The 22,065-nt window shown below is 31.7% G+C and carries 18 protein-coding genes; 7 read left to right on the top strand and 11 right to left on the bottom strand.

Annotated features, from left to right (window positions below; all coding sequences use genetic code 11):
- Positions 1 to 281 precede the first annotated feature (281 nt).
- The 5 genes from H7355_RS12045 to H7355_RS12065 form a co-directional block, all read right to left on the bottom strand.
- Positions 282 to 1,292, bottom strand: coding sequence for a TerC family protein (locus tag H7355_RS12045; RefSeq protein WP_186647846.1), 1,011 nt, complete (start codon positions 1,290 to 1,292; stop codon positions 282 to 284).
- A gap of 70 nt (positions 1,293 to 1,362) precedes the next feature.
- Positions 1,363 to 2,601: a S8 family peptidase gene (locus tag H7355_RS12050; protein ID WP_186647848.1), complete on the bottom strand. Its 1,239-nt coding sequence runs from the start codon at positions 2,599 to 2,601 to the stop codon at positions 1,363 to 1,365.
- 78 nt (positions 2,602 to 2,679) lie between these two features.
- Positions 2,680 to 3,453 (bottom strand): SDR family NAD(P)-dependent oxidoreductase, encoded by a 774-nt coding sequence (locus tag H7355_RS12055; protein WP_186647850.1) that lies wholly within the window; start codon positions 3,451 to 3,453, stop codon positions 2,680 to 2,682.
- A 9-nt stretch (positions 3,454 to 3,462) separates the two neighbouring features.
- Complete coding sequence (locus tag H7355_RS12060; RefSeq protein ID WP_186647851.1) at positions 3,463 to 5,349, bottom strand: ABC transporter ATP-binding protein; 1,887 nt, start codon at positions 5,347 to 5,349, stop codon at positions 3,463 to 3,465.
- A 4-nt stretch (positions 5,350 to 5,353) separates the two neighbouring features.
- On the bottom strand, positions 5,354 to 7,114 hold the full coding sequence (locus H7355_RS12065) for an ATP-binding cassette domain-containing protein (RefSeq protein ID WP_186647853.1): 1,761 nt from the start codon (positions 7,112 to 7,114) through the stop codon (positions 5,354 to 5,356).
- A 400-nt stretch (positions 7,115 to 7,514) separates the two neighbouring features.
- Between H7355_RS12065 and H7355_RS12070 the strand changes: the two genes are divergently transcribed.
- On the top strand, positions 7,515 to 8,132 hold the full coding sequence (locus H7355_RS12070; protein ID WP_186647855.1) for a TetR/AcrR family transcriptional regulator: 618 nt from the start codon (positions 7,515 to 7,517) through the stop codon (positions 8,130 to 8,132).
- An 8-nt stretch (positions 8,133 to 8,140) separates the two neighbouring features.
- Here the strand turns inward: H7355_RS12070 and purH are convergent, their stop codons facing one another.
- A complete protein-coding gene (gene purH / locus H7355_RS12075; RefSeq protein WP_186647857.1) occupies positions 8,141 to 9,799 on the bottom strand; it encodes a bifunctional phosphoribosylaminoimidazolecarboxamide formyltransferase/IMP cyclohydrolase in 1,659 nt (552 codons plus the stop codon).
- Between the two features lie 275 nt (positions 9,800 to 10,074).
- On the opposite strand from purH, the gene H7355_RS12080 reads away from it, so the two are divergent.
- Complete coding sequence (locus H7355_RS12080) at positions 10,075 to 11,208, top strand: cyclic nucleotide-binding domain-containing protein (protein ID WP_186647859.1); 1,134 nt, start codon at positions 10,075 to 10,077, stop codon at positions 11,206 to 11,208.
- Here H7355_RS12080 and H7355_RS12085 read toward each other — a convergent pair.
- Both H7355_RS12085 and H7355_RS12090 read right to left on the bottom strand, forming a co-directional pair.
- Positions 11,158 to 11,808: an acyltransferase gene (locus H7355_RS12085; RefSeq protein ID WP_186647861.1), complete on the bottom strand. Its 651-nt coding sequence runs from the start codon at positions 11,806 to 11,808 to the stop codon at positions 11,158 to 11,160. The two genes, H7355_RS12080 and H7355_RS12085, sit on opposite strands and share 51 nt — an antisense overlap.
- Positions 11,809 to 11,819: 11 nt before the next feature.
- Positions 11,820 to 12,212: a hypothetical protein gene (locus H7355_RS12090; RefSeq protein WP_186647863.1), complete on the bottom strand. Its 393-nt coding sequence runs from the start codon at positions 12,210 to 12,212 to the stop codon at positions 11,820 to 11,822.
- Positions 12,213 to 12,384: 172 nt separating this feature from the next.
- Between H7355_RS12090 and H7355_RS12095 the strand changes: the two genes are divergently transcribed.
- Positions 12,385 to 13,518, top strand: a complete 1,134-nt coding sequence (locus tag H7355_RS12095) for a heparan-alpha-glucosaminide N-acetyltransferase domain-containing protein (protein ID WP_186647865.1) — start codon at positions 12,385 to 12,387, stop codon at positions 13,516 to 13,518.
- A gap of 90 nt (positions 13,519 to 13,608) precedes the next feature.
- Entirely contained in the window at positions 13,609 to 15,834 is a 2,226-nt protein-coding gene (locus tag H7355_RS12100; RefSeq protein ID WP_186647867.1) for a cation:proton antiporter domain-containing protein, read from the top strand.
- Between the two features lie 33 nt (positions 15,835 to 15,867).
- Here H7355_RS12100 and nadA read toward each other — a convergent pair whose 3' ends face one another.
- Entirely contained in the window at positions 15,868 to 16,974 is a 1,107-nt protein-coding gene (gene nadA / locus H7355_RS12105; protein WP_186647869.1) for a quinolinate synthase NadA, read from the bottom strand.
- 62 nt (positions 16,975 to 17,036) lie between these two features.
- Between nadA and H7355_RS12110 the strand changes: the two genes are divergently transcribed.
- Entirely contained in the window at positions 17,037 to 17,894 is an 858-nt protein-coding gene (locus H7355_RS12110) for a 3-hydroxybutyryl-CoA dehydrogenase (RefSeq protein ID WP_186648571.1), read from the top strand.
- Positions 17,895 to 17,904: 10 nt separating this feature from the next.
- Here the strand turns inward: H7355_RS12110 and H7355_RS12115 are convergent, their stop codons facing one another.
- Positions 17,905 to 19,125, bottom strand: a complete 1,221-nt coding sequence (locus H7355_RS12115) for an MFS transporter (protein ID WP_186647871.1) — start codon at positions 19,123 to 19,125, stop codon at positions 17,905 to 17,907.
- Between the two features lie 301 nt (positions 19,126 to 19,426).
- Here H7355_RS12115 and H7355_RS12120 point away from each other — a divergent pair, with 301 nt between their 5' ends.
- Positions 19,427 to 20,317 (top strand): Bd3614 family nucleic acid deaminase, encoded by an 891-nt coding sequence (locus H7355_RS12120; RefSeq protein WP_186647873.1) that lies wholly within the window; start codon positions 19,427 to 19,429, stop codon positions 20,315 to 20,317.
- Positions 20,307 to 21,404 (top strand): DNA polymerase IV, encoded by a 1,098-nt coding sequence (gene dinB, locus H7355_RS12125; RefSeq protein ID WP_186647882.1) that lies wholly within the window; start codon positions 20,307 to 20,309, stop codon positions 21,402 to 21,404. Before H7355_RS12120 ends, dinB begins: the two co-directional genes overlap by 11 nt.
- A 5-nt stretch (positions 21,405 to 21,409) precedes the next feature.
- On the opposite strand, the gene H7355_RS12130 is transcribed toward dinB, so the two are convergent.
- Positions 21,410 to 21,964 carry a transporter substrate-binding domain-containing protein gene (locus tag H7355_RS12130; protein WP_186647884.1) on the bottom strand — a complete coding sequence of 185 codons (555 nt, stop codon included), beginning with the start codon at positions 21,962 to 21,964 and terminating at the stop codon, positions 21,410 to 21,412.
- Between the last annotated feature and the right edge of the window lie 101 nt (positions 21,965 to 22,065).

The following is a 22,065-nucleotide window of genomic DNA, read 5'->3' on the forward strand; positions in this document are numbered from 1 at the left end:
AATTAATTTAGATACTTTAAAATGTCAATTTCAAATTTTGAAAAACTTAAAACACGATTTTCAAAATTTATAATCGTGTTTTAATATGCATATAATACGTGGAACTTAAGTTATTTAATTAATATATTCCTTTGAATAAGAATATTGCCTCATTAAATTTAAAAGGTCCCTCCTAACCCGTATTAGGAAAATTCTTTCCGGATAAGCTCTCTCACCTAAAAGAACGAGACTATAACCTTGTTACATATTTTAAATATTGCAGAACATTATAAAAATAATATTTATTTTCTTCTCTTTTTTCTATTATCAATGACTATTGATAATAGAATTGAGGAACCAATTAAAACGCTTATTATTAAAAGGGACCAAACAATTGGGAATTTACCGCCAAAAGCTTCATTCAACCAAACCATTTTAAGTCCCACGAAAATAAGAACCGATGCAAGCCCGTATTTAATAAATGAGAATCTATCCATCACACCAGCAAGCATGAAATACATTGAGCGGAGCCCTAAAATTGCAAAAATATTAGAAGTAAATACAATCATTGGTTCTTTCGTTATGGCAAAAATAGCTGGGACAGAGTCCACTGCAAAAATAATGTCACTCAGTTCTAAAAATATAAGAGCTAAGAAAAGAGGGGTCACATAGATCTGACCATTTTTAAGTAGAAAGAATTTCTGCCCTTCAATTCGTGGATGAACTCTAAAAATCTTTTTAAGCTGCTTAATAATAAAGTTATTTTCTAGGTTTTGGGCTTGAGTTCCTGCAAAAAACATTTTAATACCAGTCAAAATAAGAAGCGCGCCGAAAAATAGAACTACCCAATGGTATTGCATTAAAATCGAACCCATGGCGATAAAAATTGCCCGAAATACGAGAGCTCCTATGACGCCCCAAAATAGGATTTGGTGTTGATATTTTTTTGGAATCCCAAAATAGGAAAAAACGACAGCAAAAACAAAAATATTGTCAATTGCAAGCGACTTCTCAACAAAAAGACCGGTTAAAAATTCAAGTGCTGAGGTTTTAGCTTGATTCTTTGCATCAAAACCACCAATAGATGTGTAAATTTCATTCGTTGAAAATTGATGCAGTGCATAAAAATAAAAAAGTATATTAAATGTAAGTGCTAAACTAATCCAAACGCTCGTCCATATAGATGCTTCCTTGAAACTGACTTCGTGGGTTTTTTTATGAAATACACCTAAATCTAGAGCAAGTAATGCTAATATAAATCCAGAAAAACATATATAAAACCACCAATAGTCGTTAAATGGAAAAAATATCATTGCATTATTCTCCTTCACACATTCTTTAGGGATTATGAGTATAAAATATTTCCAATCTCAAAAATATATCTTAGTTTTTAGAAACGGATTCTAATAATTTTTTTACATCTAAACGACCATAGCGAGAATTTTGTAGAGAATCGGATGAATTGTAATATATATTTGTGGATGCGAATAATTTATGCAAAGTTGTATTTACATCAAACTGAGAACTCAGTCCATAATAAATAGATAATGCAGAGACAACGAGGGGTGCTGCAAAACTTGTTCCTCCCACAAATTGGAGTGATCCATTTTTATCATTTAAGCTCATAAGAGCCCCTTGAGCAGATAAATCAACAGATTTTCCATAATTTGAAGTGTCTGCTCGACTCAAATCACTGTCATGGGAGCCAACTACAATGATATTATTTAAATCATAGCTGGCAGGAAAGACTGGATAATCGTCAATATTTTTACCATCATTTCCTGCTGCACATACAAATATAACACCTTTCTTTAAGGCATTTGCCATAACAATTTTTTCAGCCATGACAACATTATCATCAGGTTTTTGTGAATATGCAAAACTTAAATTAACAATTTTTGCTCCCAAAGAAATAGCTTCATCCAATGCAACCGATATTTGTAAAGAACCAAACCTTCTCTTATCAACATTTTCATTATCACTTGAGAATGAAATTTTAACTGAATGTATTTTAGCATTCTTAGCATAAGCATTATTTATTGTATGACCAGAAACACTTCCTGCTAAAACCGAGGCAATAAATGTTGCATGTGATGCCCAGTTATTTATATTTGTATCTCCAGATATATTTGAACTCGATGCTAGTGCATTTTGTATTGAGAGAGTAGCAGGGACAACTCCTGAATCTACAATAGCAACATCAATAGGATTTAATGCTATATTATTGTTTTGTAAATAATCATAAGCTTCATTAAATCGAGCTTCACAATAGGCTTCTGAACAGTTATCACTATTTCTTGTCATTGCTGCGGTATTTATAATATTGCTACGAATCTTTCTATTTTTATCGGGTATTGTGTAAATATTTCTCGAAAAAATATATTGCTGGTTTTTTTTTCCAATATTTATAGATTTCACAGCTATCATATTAGGAACTGATTTATATCTATATATGACTTTTTGTCCATATGTTAACAATTCACTGTCACTCATACCCGATTCAATTACATAGGAACCATCTGAAGTTGTATCGACTGTTGAATTAAATGGATTAAAACTACCACAAGATGTAAGAAAAAAACATAAAGTAACTATAGGATAAATACTTTTAAAATAATGCATTGCTACGCCTAAATTTTGATTTTTGCATTAATATTACATTTTTAAAAAGTATTTATATTGTATATTCAGTTTTTATATTTATTTATAAACTGTCGCTTTATCGGATAGGTACAATTTGCCGTGTGCACTTTCACGAGCTTTAATGTCAATAAATAAGAATTTATAAATATTTTCAGCTGCTGCTTGTGGAGTTAACATTTCATTCTTATTAATAAGTTCTTTATATTTTTTGACAACCTCTAAATCCGATGATTCATTGGATATCACATTTGATACCATATCCGTATGCACAGTCCCAGGATGAATGGACAAACAGTTGAGCTCATCGAAAGCAAATCGATAAGACAACCACTTAAAATATAATAAGCATGCTGATTTCGTTGCCCCATAAAGTTCTAAATTGGGAAAAGGATCTACAGCAGAAAGAGAAGACAGGTGTGCAACAAAAGGTGGATTTTGCGAACCATTATCTGTATGTGACATCATAAATGGAAGAATATCTTCGATTATTTCTGCACACGAAAAATAATTTATGCGCATGGCTTCAGCCTGAGACTGCCAAAACAAATGCTTTTCCATCCGATTTGTTTCACTCACTTGTAAAATTGGCATAACTCCAGCGCAATGAATAAATCCCACTATGGCTTTTCCATAGATACTTTTTGACAATTCAGGAAATGGACTGTCTGATATTGGATTGAGAAGATCCCACCAAACAAAAACGTCTTCAAACTCACTTCTTTTTCTACCCATATGTACTATTTTGTAATTATTATCTTTCAAAATTTTTGCTAATTCGTAGCCAATACCTCGTGAAAAACCTGTACCAATGATCCATTTTTCAACACTCATTTTCACTCCTCAATGATACTGAGTTTCCTTAAAATGCTTAAAAGCATTCAGAACTGTTTGTGGAGAAGCATCCATTATCAGTCTACCAGAATCAAGCCATAGAATACGATCACAATCTTCTATAGTTGAAAGCCTATGGGCGACAATTATTTGTGTACGGTTCTTTAAATACGTCTTACAAGCATTCACGAGCAGTTCTTCTGAAAACGGGTCAATTGAACTTGTTGCTTCATCCATCAAAACAATGGGAGATTTTTTCAAGAGACAACGGGTCATACAAACCAATTGCTTTTCGCCAGATGAAAGATTTGCACCGTTTTCTAATATTTCCATATCAAGCGCGTTTTTATTTTCATCAAAAAACTTTCCCAAACCGACTATTCGAGCAGTCTTAATGATCTCTTCATCGCTAATAGATTTATTTATTGTAATATTATCGCGTAAACTTCCTAGGAATAAAGTTGGAACTTGAGAGATTAGCGAAATAGATGAACGAAATAATTCTAAAGGAATATAACGACCACCTTGTTTTACTTGTCCAAGATCAGCTTCATATCCATTTATATATATATTTCCACTTTCAAATGGATACAAATGAAAAAGCGCCTGAATAAGACTTGACTTTCCACTTCCGGTTAAGCCAATAATACCAACCCTTTCCCTCTCCTTAACCATAAATGAAATATTATTTAGCACCAAAGATTGTTGTGGATAGTATCTCAGCGAAAGATTTTTAACTTCTAAATTTAAATTTGAAAAATCCAAAATTTTTGACTTCTTCATTTTTAATTCGTCTTTATAACTCAATTTTCGATGTGAAGTCAGAAATTGTGTTGACGAAGGTAAATAGGATCCACCTTCAATCTCTCGGCATAAATAATCATTCATTCTTTCTGTTCCCGTAAGAGCATCTTCTAAAGCAGAAAGCCACTCAAAAAATACTTGTATTGTTGTCGTTGTTAAAGAAATAAAGGTAAAAGCAACTCCTAAGGAACCAATACTTACAATCTTATTTTGCACGAGCCAAATACCAAGAACACCAGTCGTAGACAAAATAGTTACGTTTACAAAAGCCATTTGTAAAGAAAAAAAACTTATGACAATATTTGTTTTATTTTTTTGCAGCAAAAATTTATCGAGCAATCCATTAAAGCGCTCAGTAAATTTTTTATTTTTCCCAAATATACGAACGATTTTTGCCCCTTGAATTGTTTCTGTAAAATGAGCAATTATAGGACCTCGTATCACAGAAAGATCTCTTCGAGCCTGTCGCATTTTTTGCTTGTTAACTTTATAGACAAGAAAATTTAACAAGCCAGATAAAATAATAATTGGGAAAAAATATAAACTTGCAATGAGAGTTAAAATGAAAAATAATATCAAATCAAATGTTATTGAAAAAAGCTCAGAGAGCGGGCCACCAGACATCCTTGATATAGCAGAGTAATCACTACTGAATCTTGTTATTATTCTTCCTAAAGGATTTCTATCAAAAAAAGAAATTGGAAAACGTGAAACTCTTAAGGTTGTTTCATCATAAAGCCGCGCACATGAATGCGTCCCCATACGGGCAACCGAAATTCTAAAAAATAAAATAAATAAAAAACCAGTAATTGAAAATAAAGTTAGTAAAAATAGAAAATTACCATTCGAAAAACTTGAAAAAAAACCCTCTCTCTTGTCACATAGAGTAGAATTTTGACAAAGATTATCCGCCCACTTACCTATAATATTTGCATTTGCTAACAAAAGTCCTCGCCCTATAAAACCAACCAATAAGCAAAATAACAATTTCATTTTATATGGTTTTATTGCCATCAAAATTGTTTTATAAATGGATTGTGAATACTTTCCTGTGAAATGTACTTCATCATTCATATAATTTTGATTTGGCATAAAATCAATCCTTGCTTTCGAGTGACATAACGAAATCTCTGACTTGCTTAGAAGATTGCATGATTTCATGGTAAGGACCATCTTCAATTATCTTTCCATTCTTCATAAAAATAATTCTGTGACAGAAAGGTAAAATTGATAGTCTGTGTGTTACTAATATTTTTGTTTTATTCTTCCAAGCACCGTTTAGTAAAACTTCGTTTAATTTTTTTTCTGTTCGAATATCTAATGAGCTCAAACAATCATCTAAAACAACAATAGGATTTTGCGAATAATATGCTCTAGCAATTGAAACTTTCTGCTTTTGGCCACCTGATAAATTCACCCCTCTTTCGCCGATTTCTGTATCAAGCCCTTTCGCTATATTTTCCTTTACAAAACTAAATTGCGAGAGTTCTAAAGCTTCTTGAATTTTACCATCATTATCTTTCGGGTAATTGTATTCGAATGCAACATTGTCTCTCAATGTTGAATTAATTATAAAAAAATCTTGAGGTACATAGGAATAGTAACTTTTTAATTCATCGAATTTCATTTCTGAAACAGACTTATTATCTATTTTATACTCGTCATATGAAATACTATTTAAATTCATCAATGCCGATAGAAGACTTGACTTACCAGCTCCTAACTCTCCAATAATAGCTACAAATTCATTCTGCTTAATATTTAAATTAATTCCTTCTAAAAGAATATTATTTCCAATTCGATAACTTAAATTTTTGATTCTAATGGAACACCCATTGTTCAATGAATGTTGGAAAGGCGAATCTATTATTTCAGGTTCCGTTTCACTTGCCCAATAATTTTCAATTCTTTTAATTGAGGTGTAGCAATCACTGATAGTAACAAGAGAAATAGGGAGCATACGAAGTGGGCGGGTTAGCAATACACCAAAAATCCAGAGTAAACTAAATATCTCACCAGGATTAATATTATTACCTTCTAATTTAATCAATATATAGACAGAAAAGATGTTAATAAAAAAGGGTGCGGTATACCCCAAAGAATTCATTGTACTGCCATTCGTCACCATAGCTAAACGATTTTTGGTCTCAGAAAATCGGGCTTGTTTGATTTTATCTTCTACAGCCGTGATCCAATTGAGCATACGAATGGCTCGCATATTTTGCAGCCATTCATTAACATAGCCAACTCTTATTGCTGCATACAGTTTATTGCGATAGAAGAATTTACCTTGTTTAATTGCCATTAAAAAGTTAATTATGAGAAGCGAAATAAGCAAAATAAAAATATTTACGGGATTGAGATTTGTCATCATAATAATAGCAATAGGCGCAAGAAGAATTGGCAAAATATATGAAGTGATATTTGGCATAACATCATCAATGAGAGTAGATGCAGTCTGTATATCGCTCGCATAGACTGACAAAACCTGCCCAACTGTTAAGTTATTTTTATCTAAATTTTTAATAATAAATGTTTTATTATAAGTCACCTTTGATAGCCATTTTTGTACAAAATTTGCCTCAAAAAAGCTGATATATTTTCCAAGGAATGCTAAGGATTGCGCGATGATTCCACAAACAAAAACCATTATCATATAAATAAATAAATTCGAATGTGAAACTTGCCCAGGCAAAGAAAAAGAATTTATAAAATTTTTCTGATAATATGGAATAAGTATTGAGGCAATACTTGCTATTAAACTTATCAGAAAAATGGTTAAGCGAAAATGGGGACGTAAAAAAATTATTTTAATAAATAGATTATTTTTAATAAAAGAAAATAATTTTTTTGCCATATCAAACTTTTCCTCTCCAAACACTACATCCAGAGATACTACATTTACGCACCAAGTGCTTATCTATTTTAGAAAATTTTAAACAGCTTAGCTTATATAAAATAAGCTTTTGTATTTCAGCAATCCTTTTCTCATATATAAATACTATTAATATTTTTAGTTATTTTGAAATTCATCAAAATCAATCAAAAAATCATTTAAAAGAATACCCATAATCTCTATTATATTTTTATGTTAAAGCATGCTATTCTTTATATTTAACAAAATACTGAATAATCTATTATCCGTTCTAAATTAGGTCTATTATACTTACTATAATTCCTCTATATATCTTGGTTAATATCGCAAAACCAAAAATTATAATTTTTTACTATTTAACCAATTTTGAAAGTATATTCACATGAACAACAAATATTCAACAAAATACTCAATTGAACGCTTTAATAAGAAAAATGCCCGCATGCTTACTATTCTGAAAGTTGCAACAGATTTATTCGCACAAAAGGGCTACGAGCTGTCAACCACTAAAGAAATTTCAATTCATGCAAAATGCTCTGAGGGGCTTATTTTCAAATATTTTAAGAACAAAACCAATCTTCTCTCAACACTTTTAGAAAAAGGCCTTTCTCGAGTAATCAACAAAACCCCGCCTCACTTTCAGAATCAAGTAAATTTAGAAAATATTTTATCCAGCTATATGAGATGGACACTCGATGGATTTTGGGAAGAACGTAAAGTATTTAAAATATATTATGCTCAACTCCTTCAGGGCAATATAAACTTAAGTACATATCAAAAATTTGAAGAATTTTTTAAATATAGAAATCGCATACTAATTAAATTATTACAAACTAATTTAAATAATCAAATTTTTCAGGTGAGTGATTTTGAAAATATTTTTTTAGCAATAAACTCATGTGCACTCAATTTATGTATATTTAATTCTTTCGATTCAACACTGCCCCAAGAAAATATTTTCAAAAAAGGCCAAGACTTTATAAAAATTTTAATTAAGTAAGACTTTAATCAATGTTTAAAATGTCTTAAACCTGTGAATATCATGGAAATTCCATATTTATCACACGCCTTTATCACCTCTGCATCCTGCACACTTCCCCCCGGCTGGATAATGTGTTTAATTCCATATTTATGAATAATCTCTATACTATCCGGAAAAGGAAAGAAAGCATCACTCGCTAAAATAGCATTGTCGAGCGATAATCTATTTTTATTTAAGCAATTGTGCACTGCATCCACTCGATTGGTAAAACCACCAGCAATAGATAATGTTTGTTTTCCATTAGCTAAAACAATTGCATTCGATCGCACATGTTTGACTACAGTCATTCCGAATTCTAAGGCTGCAAATATTTCTTCGTTTGGCTTTAGCAAAGTTGGATATGTCACTTTGCTTTTATCTATCACGATATCATTTGCAGATTGAGCCAAAAAGCCACCCTGAACATGGGTAAAAATAGTTTTATTCGCTAAAGGTAATAACGAATCATATGTTGCTAAACGCAGATTTTTTTTCTTTTGTAGCAATTGCAATGCTTCATTTTCAAATTCTGGTGCTATCACAACTTCTAAAAATGTTTCATAAAGTTTTTTGGCTAGGTCGAGTGATACTTTTTTAGTTAAACAAACTATACCGCCAAAGGGACTGACTGGGTCTGATTCAAAAGCCAAATTATAAGCATCAGAAATAGATATATTCGAAATTCCAACCCCACATGGTGTATTGTGCTTCAAAATAATTGCAGCACATTTATCATTTAAATCGCTTGCCAATCGAATAATATGCTCGATATCTAGCATATTATTATAGCTTAGCTCTTTACCATGAAAACACTTCATATTCACAAGAGAGCAGACATCTTGCACATGCATATCTGATAAACTATAAAATGCAGCCTGTTGATGAGGATTTTCTCCATAGCGCAAAGATTGTTTTTTATTTAATGACAAACAAATATGCTCTGGCAATGAATCTATAGCATTCACATTTTCTAACCGTACAGGACCTAATTTCCTTGTGAGTGAATTTTCGACATTAAAATTTTTTTCCAGTGACGCCGCTATCAATTCATCGTAAGACGCAGTTTCACGCAAAGCTTTTATCGCCAATTGTCTCCGCAGATCTAAAGAAACAAAGCCATTATTTTCGATAATATTTTCAACTAAAGTCTGATAGTCTTTCACATCTGCTAAGATAGAAATCGAAGCATGATTTTTTGCAGCGGCCCGCAACAAACTAACTCCACCTATATCAATATTTTCAACAAGTTCTTCGGGTTCGACTCCCATTTTTAACACCTCTTGAAACGGATAAAGATTGCAAACAACTAAATCAAATATTTCAATTCCATGTTCTTTTAAATCTGCAAGGTCGCTTTCAAGGGATTCACGGCCAAGAATCCCACCAAAAATTTTTGGGTGGAGAGTTTTAACTCTACCACCCAATATTTCTGGAAACTTTGTGATTGAATCAACTGTTGCACATGGCAATCCGAAATCTAGAATTGCTTTATAAGTTGACGTCGTAGCAACGAGTTGGCAGCCTATTTTATTTAAAAAAACGCAAAGTTCTTTTAAACCATTTTTATCTGATACAGATAAAAGAGCTCTGCGTACTTTAACCAAATCTTTTACTGGTTGAGATAACGTGGCGGAATAATGACTCATGCTTCACCTCATTCAAAAGCAGTATTTTGACACTAAAAAAGTATTGTTAAGACTTATCTAAAAAACGCTTATAGCGATACTTATTTGCACGTATAAACGCTTTTCTGATATCACTCTAATGAACAAAAAGAAATATAAAATTATACTAAAATGAGACGATATTTGTTTATATTGCAAAGAAAGATAGCATGGGAGGTTAGGTGCTAATTTGTTTATCAAAACTCTTAAATTTTAAAAGAATTACAACTGTCTTTTCTTAGAGAAAGAATATAGAAATGCTTGAATCCTACAAAAATATACCATTATTAAGCGATTTAAGTGAAAGTCAATTGGAAAAATTAAAAGAAATATCTACAGAGCTTCGTTTAAAAACAGGAGAAACCTTTGTTAATGAAGGTGAAGTAGATCATAGATTTTTTATTATTATTGAAGGAAAAGTTGAAATTATAAAAAAAAATGGCTCACGCTATTATCCAATTGCTCAACTTTCTCAAGGCGAAATAGTTGGAGAAATGATATTATTCGAAAATGCTCCACGCTCTGCAAGTGTGAAAACGATGGAGCCATCCGTCATTTTATGCTTTGATCTTGAAAAAGTAAAAAACAATCCATATTTTCTTGATGTATACGCGAAATTAACGACATTTTTTGGGGAAAAAATATCAAGAAGACTGCGTTATACAAATGAAGTCACAGTAGAAATTCTAAAAGAGCGCTTGGCAATCGGAAGTTTTGCAGTTAATATTATCGCTATAACAACTCTTTATGCAATAAGTTTACAAATATTACAAAAACTTAAATCCATAATGTCAAATTCAACTCTTGTTACTATTATTGTCTTAATGTCATTTTGTTACTTTATAATATCGATGATGATTAATAGCGGATATCCATTAAAAACATTTGGATTAACTTTTCAAAATTGGAAAAGAGTGATGCTCGAGTCATTTTTATATACAACTCCTTTTTTACTTACTATTCTCTTAATAAAGTTCTGTATTATAACTTTCATCGATAAATTTCACAATTTTGCATTATTCGATCCTATGGCAATTTTTAAAACAAGTGCTGATGTTAATATGAAAGTTTATTTTGCTGCGTTATTTGGCTATATTATTTTTGTGCCCATTCAAGAATTAATTGTGCGAAGCGGTATACAATCTGCCTTGCAAAAATTTCTTTCAGGGTCAAAAACCAAAACAACTTGGATGGCAATTTTATTATCTAATGTTTTGTTTGCTGGCGGACATTCTCATATAAGCCCTGGCTTTGCTCTGTCCGTTTTTATACCTGGTATTTTTTGGGGATGGCTTTATGCTAAACAGAATTCAATCATAGGAGTGAGTTTTTCTCATATCTTAATCGGAGTTTGGGGGGCTTTTATCATTGGCTTTGAAAACATCTTTTGACATTCGACGATCACCAATGACTTTTGCAGGCACTCCAGCCACAATCGCCCACTCAGGCACATCGTGTGTCACGATGGCTCCCATTCCAACCACACTGTAACTACCTATATTATTGCCATCTGTAATGCCCACATTTGAAGACAGCCAAACATCTTCTCCAATATGAATTCCTTTGGAAATAACAGGTTGATCTTTAATCAATCGATTTGGTGATGTCGCATGATTAAAAGCATATATATAAACTCCACTGGCAATTCGCGTGTTTTTTCCAATAAAAACCCCTTTTGCGCCGCCATCTATAAGCACACCCGAGTTGAGGCTCACACCATCGCCTATTGTGATTGGTCCATGTAACACAACGTTTGCTGCGATCGTAACACGATTCCCAATGATAATATCTCTACCTGGTTCGGCAAAAATATGTGCATCTGGAGAGATAAAACAATCTTTACCAATTTTAACTGTTTCTAATTCTGTTAATTTTTTTTGGACATCTTTTTGCCAAGTTTGGGCCCATTGCAACTGTTTTGGTTTTAACGAATAATAAAGCCACGGCATATATGATAATCTTTTCTTGTGCTGTTCTATATATTTATCCATATGCAATTCACCTATAAAGTCTTCAATTCAATTTTCTTATAGCTTATCATAGTTCTGCGAGCATCAAAAAGACTCTTATAGCTCTCATAGCGAATTCTTAATTTCTCAGTTTCGGCCCTAGAATTTGCAATTTTTTCGAGCAAATCTGTATATTCTTGATCGGCTTCCGCTAAGCGCTTGAGGCGAGACTCAGGCATTTTCTCCTGCGTTAATTCAATTCGGTTCATTATTTGCGCCCGAATTGAAGTTCGCAAAAGTTCATAACGTTCTGCTTCTTTTCTTTTTTCGACGTATTCTAGGCCAATTTTGTTAGCCAACTGAATAATTTCCTCGAGTCCCATCTCTTTTATTTGCCCAGAGGGTTGCTGACTGTTCGTATTTTTTTGAATATTTTCGCCTGACAAGTAAACTCCCAAAAATAACTTTCTAAACATATGTCATTACACTCAAGCAAACATACCTTCAAGAAGTTTCTTTGCAAACAATTCTTAAACAAAAAATTAATGATTGAAACAATGGGTGTCATGTTTTATATACCCATAGAATAGAACAAGAAAAAATACAGAAAGGATAATTATGAGAATTCAAGCTCTAGATAAAGCCCGAGGAGTTGTTTTAATAATAATGGCTATCGATCATGCAAAAGAAATGATCGGAAAAAATATAAAATTTAGCGGTGAATTTTGGAATAGAAATTTCCCATTTTACGAGGACTCATTTTTATTTTTCACACGCTTAATCACGCATATATGTGCACCATCTTTTGCATTTATGATGGGCTTAAGTATGATACTTTTAACCCACTCAAACAAAACAAAATGGCAAGACGAAGTTAAGTTGTGGAAATATTTTTGCTTAAGAGGTTTTATTTTAATACTATTTGAATACTTAATATTTGCACCAATTTGGAGTTTTGTATTTAAAGATCCCTCTATTGTTTTTCGCTTTGCAGTGATCTCAATGTTAGGTTCTTTAATGATTTTAATTTCATTTCTTGTTAAGCGTCATTGGTCTATACAAGTTATTGTTATGCTGTTAAGCATCTTTATTCCACCATTCTTTTTTTCAACGGGAGAACTCGATGCAAAAAATATCAATTTCCTATTAAATATACTATTCGTGCCTGATGGAAATTATTTCATTTATGCTATATTCCCATATATTGGTATTGGTATTTTAGGATTATTATTTGGAAAAATTTTAATAAAAAAGGAAAAAATTGCATTTACTCTTCTTCCCATACTTGGCATCATTTTTATTTCTCTCTTTATTTTCAGTCGCTTAATAGGTAGTGTATATTTCAATTTAAAAAGTTTAGTATCATTAAGTGATTCACATTGGTGGAGTTTCTTTTATATGATAAAATATCCACCGTCACTTACTTATTTATTATTTACACTCGGCATTTTTTTCATTCTCTTCTCATTAATTTATTTTATAGATAAATTCACTACAAATAAGATTATCATAGTTTCAAAGTTTTTAGATGTAGCAAATGTCTATGGAAAATCGACCTTCTTTTTCTATGCTATGCATCTTATTATCCTTTGCTTATTAGGTGTTTTAATATTGGATATCTTAAAATGGTCATCAATTTCCGATATTGCATATGGGTGGATCATTGCTCTCATAATTTTATATCCTTTATGCAAATGGTATCGTGACTTTAAGAAAAAGAAAAATGAAAATTCACTGTGGCGAATGCTATAATAGCAGCGCAACAAAAGCATGACACTTCATTTATTATTAAAATATTAAAAAAAAATTTTTTAGATTATAATAATAAAAAAAGGATTTGTTATGTTTCATATACCACAGCTGATAATCGATCTTTCTGTTATGCTTGGCGTTGCTACAATCGTGATCTATATATTTAAAAAGATCAATCAACCTGTCGTTTTGGGATATATCGTCGCAGGTATTATCGTTGGCCCCTATTCTCCCCCAATTTTTTCTGTTGTTGATGTTTCTTCTGTAAATACATGGGCAGAACTTGGTGTTATTTTTTTAATGTTTTCTCTAGGTCTTGAGTTTAGTTTTAGAAGATTGGCAAAGGTTGGAATATCTGCAAGTGGTACTGCACTGATTCAAATTATTTTTATGCTTATTATCGGAGTATTTATTGCAGAATTAATTGGCTGGTCCCATATGGACTCTATTTTCCTAGGGTGCATGATAGCGATCTCTTCGACCACAATTATTATAAAAGCTCTTGATGAACTTGGACTTAAAAATAAAAAATTCGTTGATCTCGTCTTCGGCATTCTCATAGTTGAAGATTTAGCAGCAATATTAATGCTTGTTGCCTTAACAAATATTTCATTAACATCAAGTGTTGGTGCTTTGGATCTCCTTATTGCTGGCGGTAAATTAGCTCTCGTTGTGAGTATTTGGTTTTTAGTCGGTATCTTCATTGTCCCACGTTTTGTAAAAAAGGTGAGTCAACATGACAATAATGAAATGCTGATTGTTGTCTCAATCGGTTTGTGTCTTTGTCTAGTAGCATTGGCATCGTATTTTAACTATTCGGTTGCACTTGGTGCCTTTATCATGGGATCGATCATCTCTGAAACACCTGAGTCTCATCAAATTGAAAACCTATTACAACCATTAAAAGATATATTTGGCGCAGTCTTCTTTGTCTCAGTTGGTATGTTGCTGGATCCGCATGCGATTTTCAATAATATTTCATCTATCTTAATCATCACAGCCGCTATTATCGTTGGAAAATTATTTTCTGTTACTTTTGGTGCCATAGTTACTGGCCAAACCTTAACAAATGCAGTTAAAACAGGTTTTAGCATGGCACAAATTGGTGAATTTTCATTTATTATTGCTTCACTCGGACTCAGTTTTAGGGTGATAAATGAAAGTATTTATCCTATAATTGTGACAGCCTCACTGATTACAACATTTACAACCCCCTACTTAATTCGCCACTCTGCAAAAATAGCAAATATACTTGAACAAAAAATGCCAATAGGTGTTAAAAATAAACTCACTCACTATACAAACTGGTTTCAAAGAATAACAGTTATTGAAGAAAAACAAAAGGATTTAAATAAAAAATTACTGCAATGGATATTAAATTTATTTGTCGTTATCGCTGTTTTCTTGCTAATTTCAGAAAAACTATCACCCATAATTAATAATTATATTCAAAAAGAACTTGTTGTAAAAGTGATTTCTTGGCTAGTAGCATTTGTTCTTTCATCACCAAGTATTTGGGCAATGTTAAATATTTTTAAAATCAATTATGAAAGAAATCTTAAAAACATAATTGGCAAAGAAGTAATATCATTTTTCGTTAGTAGAACTCTCACGATTTTTATCATTGGCCTGCTCAGTTTAAAATTTTTCCCTTCTCCCTTAACATTAGTAGTTACAATTGTTGCTTCAATTCTTTTTATGATTCTCTTTAGAAATAAAATTGGAAAATATTACAGCTGGATCGAAAGTCAATTTAGCTCATCTTATAATTTAGAAGAAAAAACAAAAATAAATCACCCAATTTTATATGAACAACTAGCTCCTTGGGATGCACATCTTGTCGATATAAAAGTTCCCATTAATTCATTTGTCATTGGAAAAAGTATTGTTGATCTCAATCTTAGAAAAAAATATGGAATAACCATAGTAGCGATTGAGCGAGGAGAACATACCATTGTTTCCCCAAGTATAAATGAAATAATTTATCCATTAGATACTTTACTCTGCTTTTCAACTGATCAAGAAATAGATATATTTAAAACAGAACTTGAAAATTCGAATAAAATTATTCAATCATCCCAATTTATCCCTGAATACGACCTGAAAAGATTTTTCATAAATAAAAGTTCATATATAAATGGTTTATCCATAAAAGATTCTGCCGTAAGTGAAAAATTTAATTGTATCATAGTTGGGATTGAAAGAAATAATGAACGTATAAAAAATCCAAAATCATCTACTATTTTACTTGCAGATGATATTCTTTGGGTAGTTGGTGAGGTCAAAAAACTTGAATTATTTGCACACAAAATTTAAAAAATAAACTATATTGGATTATAAGATTTGAATTTAAAGTTTAACGCTCATCTCAAGCATGCGCAAAAGCGCTTGCTTTGCTAAGGAACGAGCTGGCTCATGAACTTCAATTATATTTTTAGGAGTTCCTTTTTCAATTTCTTCTAGTGCCCAAGTCAAATGGGGTAGATCAATCCTATTCATCGTTCCACATAAACACATAAATGGATTTATGCTTACAACAGTTTTATCTGGGTTTTCTTTAGCAATACGATTGACTAAATTGAGTTCTGTACCAACAGCCCATTTACTTCCTCGCGGACTTTGTGCAATTGTTCGCACTATAAAATCAGTTGAACCTGCAAAATCGGCTTGATCTACGACTTCCATTGAACATTCAGGATGCGCAATTATTTTATATTCTGGATCTTTTGCCCGAATTGTCGATATCTGTTTTGCGCTAAACATCATATGCACAGGACAATAACCTTGCCATAGCATGACTTGAGTCATTTTTATTTCTGTTTCATCAAGACCACCATAAGGTTTTTTAGGATTCCATATTTTAATTTTTTCTAACGGTATACCTAATTTTTTTGCAGTATTTCTACCTAAATGCTGATCAGGATAGAAAAATAAAATTTTTCTTTCTTTAAGCGCCCAATCTACGATTTTATGCGCATTTGAACTTGTACAGATTATTCCACCTTTTTCTGCAACAAAAGCTTTTAAAGCTGCGGTTGAATTAATATAAGTGACTGGCATAATACTATCATGTCCAACCATTTCTATAAGCTGTGCATAAGCTTCTTCAACATCATCTACATCGGCCATGTCAGCCATATCACAGCCTGCCCCTAGATCGGGAAGAACAATAATTTGCTTGCCTCTTTTTAAAATATCTGAACCTTCTGCCATAAAATGCACACCACAGAAAATAATATAATCTGCATCTTTTTGGCTGGCGGCATATTGAGCCAACTGCAATGAATCACCACGTATGTCGCTTAATTCTACTACCTCTGGTCTTTGATAATGATGGGCAAGAATGACAAGTTTTTTCCCAAATTTAATTCTGATTTTTTGAATCCGCTCTTTCATTTCTTCGACAGAAAGTGAAGGATATGGTTCTGGTAGAGGCATTTGATATGTTATTGACATTAATTTATCCTCATAAAAATGTTGAACCTATGTTTCATGATCCAACGCACAAGGAGTTTTATATGCCAAGTTTAGCAAAAATCAAAACCATCGGTGTCACCGGAGCCGGTCAAATGGGTAGCGGGATTGCGCAGGTAGCTGCACAAGCGGGTTACCAAGTTCTTTTATGTGATGTAAATAAAGAAGGCTTACAAAAAGCAATTTCAAATATTGAAAAAAGTTTATCAAAATTATTTGAAAAAGGAAAAATAGATGAGCACCCGCCTGTTATTCTTGGCCGAATAAAAAAAGTAAATCAACTATCTGATTTATGTCAGGCAGACTTTGTTATCGAAGCAATTAATGAAAATGAAGATTTGAAAAAAAATATTTTTTCAGAGTTGGATAAAATATTACCATCGCATGTTATTTTAGCAAGTAATACAAGCAGCCTATCAGTAACAAGACTTGCTGCCGCAACAAAAAGGCCTGAATTATTTATCGGTATGCATTTTATGAATCCTGTTCCTTTAATGAGTTTAGTAGAAATTATAAGAGGGCATGCTACTTCCGACGAAACTTATGAGATTACAAAAGATCTTTCCGAAAAAATGAATAAAGTCAGCGTTTGCTCGCAAGATTATCCTGGCTTTATTATTAACCGCATACTCATGCCTATGATTAATGAAGCATTTTATGTGTTAATGGAAGGAATTGCTTCGGCAGAAGATATTGATTCCGGTATGAAACTTGGTACAAATCAACCCATGGGTCCTCTCACTCTCGCCGATTTTATTGGATTAGACACATGCTATGCTATAATGAAAGTTTTATTTGATGGCTTGGGAGACAGTAAATACAGACCTTGCCCTTTGCTTAAAAAATATGTGGATGCAGGCTATTATGGAAGAAAATCAGGACAGGGTGTCTATAAATATTAAAAAATATTCTTCAAATTTTAATCTTTTCTAGCACTTTTTCCCTTTGCCCATAAAAGAAAACAAAAGGTGCAACGAAAGAAATAATAGCTAAAATGATAAATAAATAATGTGAACCAAAATTAAAGAAAATAAATCCTCCTCCAATAGGTCCTAAAACTAAGCCAAAATTTTTAAATGCTGCAGCACCAAAATAAGCCCCGCGCATATGCGAGGGCGCAAATGTATCAATCAATTCATTGGAAATAGGGAAGACAAGCACTTCTCCAGACGTGATGAGTAGGATAGATAGAATAAGAATATAATTCGAATTTAAATCAAAAGTCAGGACAAGAAAGCCAAATGTGAGTAATAAAGAACCCAGACACAAACTTTTATTTAAACCAATTTTACGCGTTATTTTATATAATGGACCTTGGATAAGCAATACCAATATTCCATTTGCAGTGAGAAATAAAGAATACTTTTCAACTCCATTTTTAACTTCATCATGCATAATTTGCGATAATGTTGTCATTATTTGATTGTAACAAAAAATTAAAATAATGCAGGTCAAAATTAAAAAAAGCATTTTTCTATCATTAGAAATAATAAAGCAAGATTGTTTAAAGCTCACTTTTTTATCCGTCGTAGCTACATTATGTGGATAATTTCTTTGCATTAAAATAAAAAAAACAAAGAAATAAATAGAATATAATAAACCTGCATAAAGAAAGCTCGATGAAGTTCCATTTGTATTTAACAACAGCCCAACCATTGGGCCAAGAGAAGCTCCAAGATTTAAACTAAAATATCTTAATTGAAAAATTACGCCTTTTAATTCTGGGGTTGCAAGATCACTTAGAAAGGCTGTGGCGACAGGCTCAAACACACCAGCCGAAACTCCAGATAGAACCGATAAAAGAGTGAATGACAAAATTTTCAACTGCATATTTTCAATATGTGTAATTAAAAAATATGAAAATAAAACACATGTCGAAAGAATAATGGTTAAAAGAAGAATTTTTTTTCTGCCTAATTTGTCTGATAAATAGCCGCCAATGAAGGAGGCACAAATTCCCGCAAACGGTGATACGCCCACTATAAAACCGATTTCAGTGGGATTTAAATTGGTATTATTTCCTAAAAATATAGGAATGAATGGCAAAGTCATAAAAATTGCCATTTTTTGCAGAAAAATTCCAACTAAAATTGAAATGATCGCTGGGCTCAATGAGAATAAATATTTAAACATATAAGTCCCTGTCGTTTATTGAAGATATTTATTTTATTATTAAAAAAAACAAAACAAGTCAATAAAATATGAAAATTTTAAATATGCTACGCTCTATGTCATAGCCCATTACGACTCAATCTGAATCCATAGTAGCGCTTAGCTCAAGGCAAATACGTTGTCAGTTTTTTCTATTCAATCGAGCTCATTCAATTCATTCTTTATTTGCCTATCAGATATTTAAAGGTTATTAATTTATCTATTCTTTGATTTCATTCATTTGAAATTAAAGCTATTCATTTATATAATATAAGGGAAAAAAATGAAATTATCGAGTCAATTTGACAAAAATATTTTACAGATTGCTTATAATTTCACCAAAACAATTTCAACCGATTTTGCTTTTTTAGCTTTTGCCAACAAAATATTTTACGCTCAATCTAAAATTGAACCTAAAACTCCACACAGTCCGGTAACAATTTTAATCCAAGGGATATATCGAGAATATCCAGATATTGCATTAAGAATTTTAAGAAATAAAATATTTACAAATTATCACCTTACTGAAATGTGTTTAGGGATGGTAAAAGTTACAGCTAAAAGAATTGCTCATATAAAAAATATCTCCGAGCAAAATATTTTAATCAAGGATCAAATTATAGAAATATCTTTACGAAAATATGAAAATAATCTCACTGAAGAATTAGATTTTCTGCTTAAAAAATATGATTCAAAAATGAAGAAAGAACTCAATTTTATGCAGATAGCACAACATCTTGCAAAAGAAATTAAAATTGAAAACGAAAAATATGAATCTTGTAGACAAGTTGCTTGCCTTTTAGTTGACTCTAATCGTAATGTTATTTCATATGGCTTAAACGAAAATTCAAAAAATAAAACGTTGCATGCAGAAATAAATATGATCCAAAATTTTTATAATAAAAATAATAAAATTCTTCCATCTGGAAGCAGCATATATACAACATTAAAACCATGTAAAATGTGTGCAAGTATGATATGGCATTGCGCTGAAAACATTTCAGACATTAAAGTATATTTTCTCAATGATGATCCAGGTACTATGGCTAAAAGTACAGTGCTAAACTGTAATTCAATTGAACGCATTAGAGCAGCCAAATCCGAAGTGGAAAAAAATATAAAAATTGAAATGCAACAAAGCTTTTCTCAGGAGGTTTCCTATCATGGCAAATGATAAACCTTCAATTCATCCTTCACTCCTCACTCGTAAAATTATTCATATCGATCTAGATGCTTTTTTTGCTGCTGTGGAAGTTATATTAAATCCTAAATTAAAAAATAAACCTCTCATCATAGGAGGCACTCCAAGCTCACGTGGCGTTGTCTGTACAGCCTCCTACGAAGCTCGGAAATTTGGAATAAAATCAGCTATGCCATCGGCGCAAGCCGTTAAACTTTGTCCACATGCTATTTTTTTAAAACCAAACTTTGAAGCTTATAAAAATGCTTCTCGTGAGGTTTTTAAAATAATCCAAAATTATTCTAATATCATTGAACCTATGTCAATGGATGAAGCATATATAGATGTAAGTGATAGTAAAAATGCAACACAAATTGCAGAAGATATACGAAAGAATATTTTTTTAGCCACTCAATTAACAGCTTCCGCAGGTGTTGCTCCTAACAAAATGGTTGCTAAAATAGCATCTGACATAAATAAACCAAATGGAATAACTATAGTAAAGCCCCATGAAGTTTTTCATTTTATGCAACCACTCTTAATTAAAAAAATCCCTTTTGTAGGACCTGTCACAACGAAAAAATTTTCAGAATATAATATTTTAACCTGCGCTGACGTTATTTCTACTGGCAGAGATTTTATCATAAAAACCTTTGGTACCTCATCTGAATGGGTTTATCAACGAGCATGTGGTATTGATGATTCCCCTGTTGAAACAGCTCATATTAGAAAATCTCTTGGAGAAGAAGAAACTTTTCCAAAAGATATCTTTCTTATGGAGCATAAATTAAAAGAGTTAAACAAAATTATATTAAATTTATTAATCTGTCTTAAAAGTAAAGGTTTTGCAGCTAAAACAGTTACAGTAAAGATTAAATATGCGAATTTTAAAGTAAGAACAAAAACGAAAAGTTATCCATTATATTTTTTTACAGAAGAAATAATAAGCAAAGTTGCTTTAGAACTGTTTCATGAATTCAAATGTGAAAATGATTCCATCCGCCTGATTGGAGTTTCTGTTTCAAATCTAATTGAATTAAAAGATATGCAACAAGAAACCTTATTTTCAAATTATATTTAATTTAATTATTTATAATTTTTAATATAATTTCTAACAATTTTTTCAAATGATCCTGAAGTTTTCAGCCTTGATAATTCCTTATTAAATTCTTTAATAAACTCTTTACTCCTTGGATATTTGTGAGAAGATTTTTTTAAAATTCCTAAATGAGTGGTTCCTATGCTCAAACCACGGAAATCTTCTGGCCATTTTCCTTTACCTAAAATTTTTTTATTGCAATAGATGACAACTTTTTCCTTATAAATATTATCTGAATAATCCATCCAATTTCTTTCTGGATCATTCGGGCGGAAATATGCAGGATAAATGGCAAATGCTTTTTCATCTTTTACTTCTTCTAAACCTCTTTTCCAAGGAATAGCTTCAATTGTTGTATCGAAGTTTTTCATTTTTGAAAAAATTTTACTTAATATCTTAAAGTATAAGCCATCCACTATACTATTTTTTTGCGCAAATGAATATGGAGGGTAACCATCATCAGCTAGAATTAAATATTTTTCATTAGCACTTGCATTTGATAAAAAGCAAATTAGTAAAATTAAAACTATTTTATTTCTCATTTCTTTTAATCCCAATCATAAGGTCACATTTTCTATTAGAAAATTTATTTAAAAAAATGATAGCACGTTCCATTTCCCACTTAAAAACCCAATTCATACTG

The organism is Fluviispira vulneris, from assembly GCF_014281055.1.
Classification (GTDB): domain Bacteria; phylum Bdellovibrionota_B; class Oligoflexia; order Silvanigrellales; family Silvanigrellaceae; genus Silvanigrella; species Silvanigrella vulneris.

Excerpts from the sequence above, each read along its gene's own strand:
- H7355_RS12055 (WP_186647850.1), bottom strand. The coding sequence starts at position 3,453 with ATGAGTGTTGAAAAATGGATCATTGGTACAGGTTTTTCACGAGGTATT.
- H7355_RS12120 (WP_186647873.1), top strand. The coding sequence starts at position 19,427 with ATGAAATTATCGAGTCAATTTGACAAAAATATTTTACAGATTGCTTAT.
- purH (WP_186647857.1), bottom strand. The coding sequence starts at position 9,799 with ATGAGTCATTATTCCGCCACGTTATCTCAACCAGTAAAAGATTTGGTT.
- H7355_RS12065 (WP_186647853.1), bottom strand. The coding sequence starts at position 7,114 with ATGGCAAAAAAATTATTTTCTTTTATTAAAAATAATCTATTTATTAAA.
- H7355_RS12130 (WP_186647884.1), bottom strand. The coding sequence starts at position 21,964 with ATGAGAAATAAAATAGTTTTAATTTTACTAATTTGCTTTTTATCAAAT.
- H7355_RS12070 (WP_186647855.1), top strand. The coding sequence starts at position 7,515 with ATGAACAACAAATATTCAACAAAATACTCAATTGAACGCTTTAATAAG.
- H7355_RS12045 (WP_186647846.1), bottom strand. The coding sequence starts at position 1,292 with ATGATATTTTTTCCATTTAACGACTATTGGTGGTTTTATATATGTTTT.
- H7355_RS12085 (WP_186647861.1), bottom strand. The coding sequence starts at position 11,808 with ATGGATAAATATATAGAACAGCACAAGAAAAGATTATCATATATGCCG.
- H7355_RS12095 (WP_186647865.1), top strand. The coding sequence starts at position 12,385 with ATGAGAATTCAAGCTCTAGATAAAGCCCGAGGAGTTGTTTTAATAATA.
- H7355_RS12110 (WP_186648571.1), top strand. The coding sequence starts at position 17,037 with ATGCCAAGTTTAGCAAAAATCAAAACCATCGGTGTCACCGGAGCCGGT.
- nadA (WP_186647869.1), bottom strand. The coding sequence starts at position 16,974 with ATGTCAATAACATATCAAATGCCTCTACCAGAACCATATCCTTCACTT.
- dinB (WP_186647882.1), top strand. The coding sequence starts at position 20,307 with ATGGCAAATGATAAACCTTCAATTCATCCTTCACTCCTCACTCGTAAA.
- H7355_RS12100 (WP_186647867.1), top strand. The coding sequence starts at position 13,609 with ATGTTTCATATACCACAGCTGATAATCGATCTTTCTGTTATGCTTGGC.
- H7355_RS12115 (WP_186647871.1), bottom strand. The coding sequence starts at position 19,125 with ATGTTTAAATATTTATTCTCATTGAGCCCAGCGATCATTTCAATTTTA.
- H7355_RS12050 (WP_186647848.1), bottom strand. The coding sequence starts at position 2,601 with ATGCATTATTTTAAAAGTATTTATCCTATAGTTACTTTATGTTTTTTT.
- H7355_RS12060 (WP_186647851.1), bottom strand. The coding sequence starts at position 5,349 with ATGCCAAATCAAAATTATATGAATGATGAAGTACATTTCACAGGAAAG.
- H7355_RS12080 (WP_186647859.1), top strand. The coding sequence starts at position 10,075 with ATGCTTGAATCCTACAAAAATATACCATTATTAAGCGATTTAAGTGAA.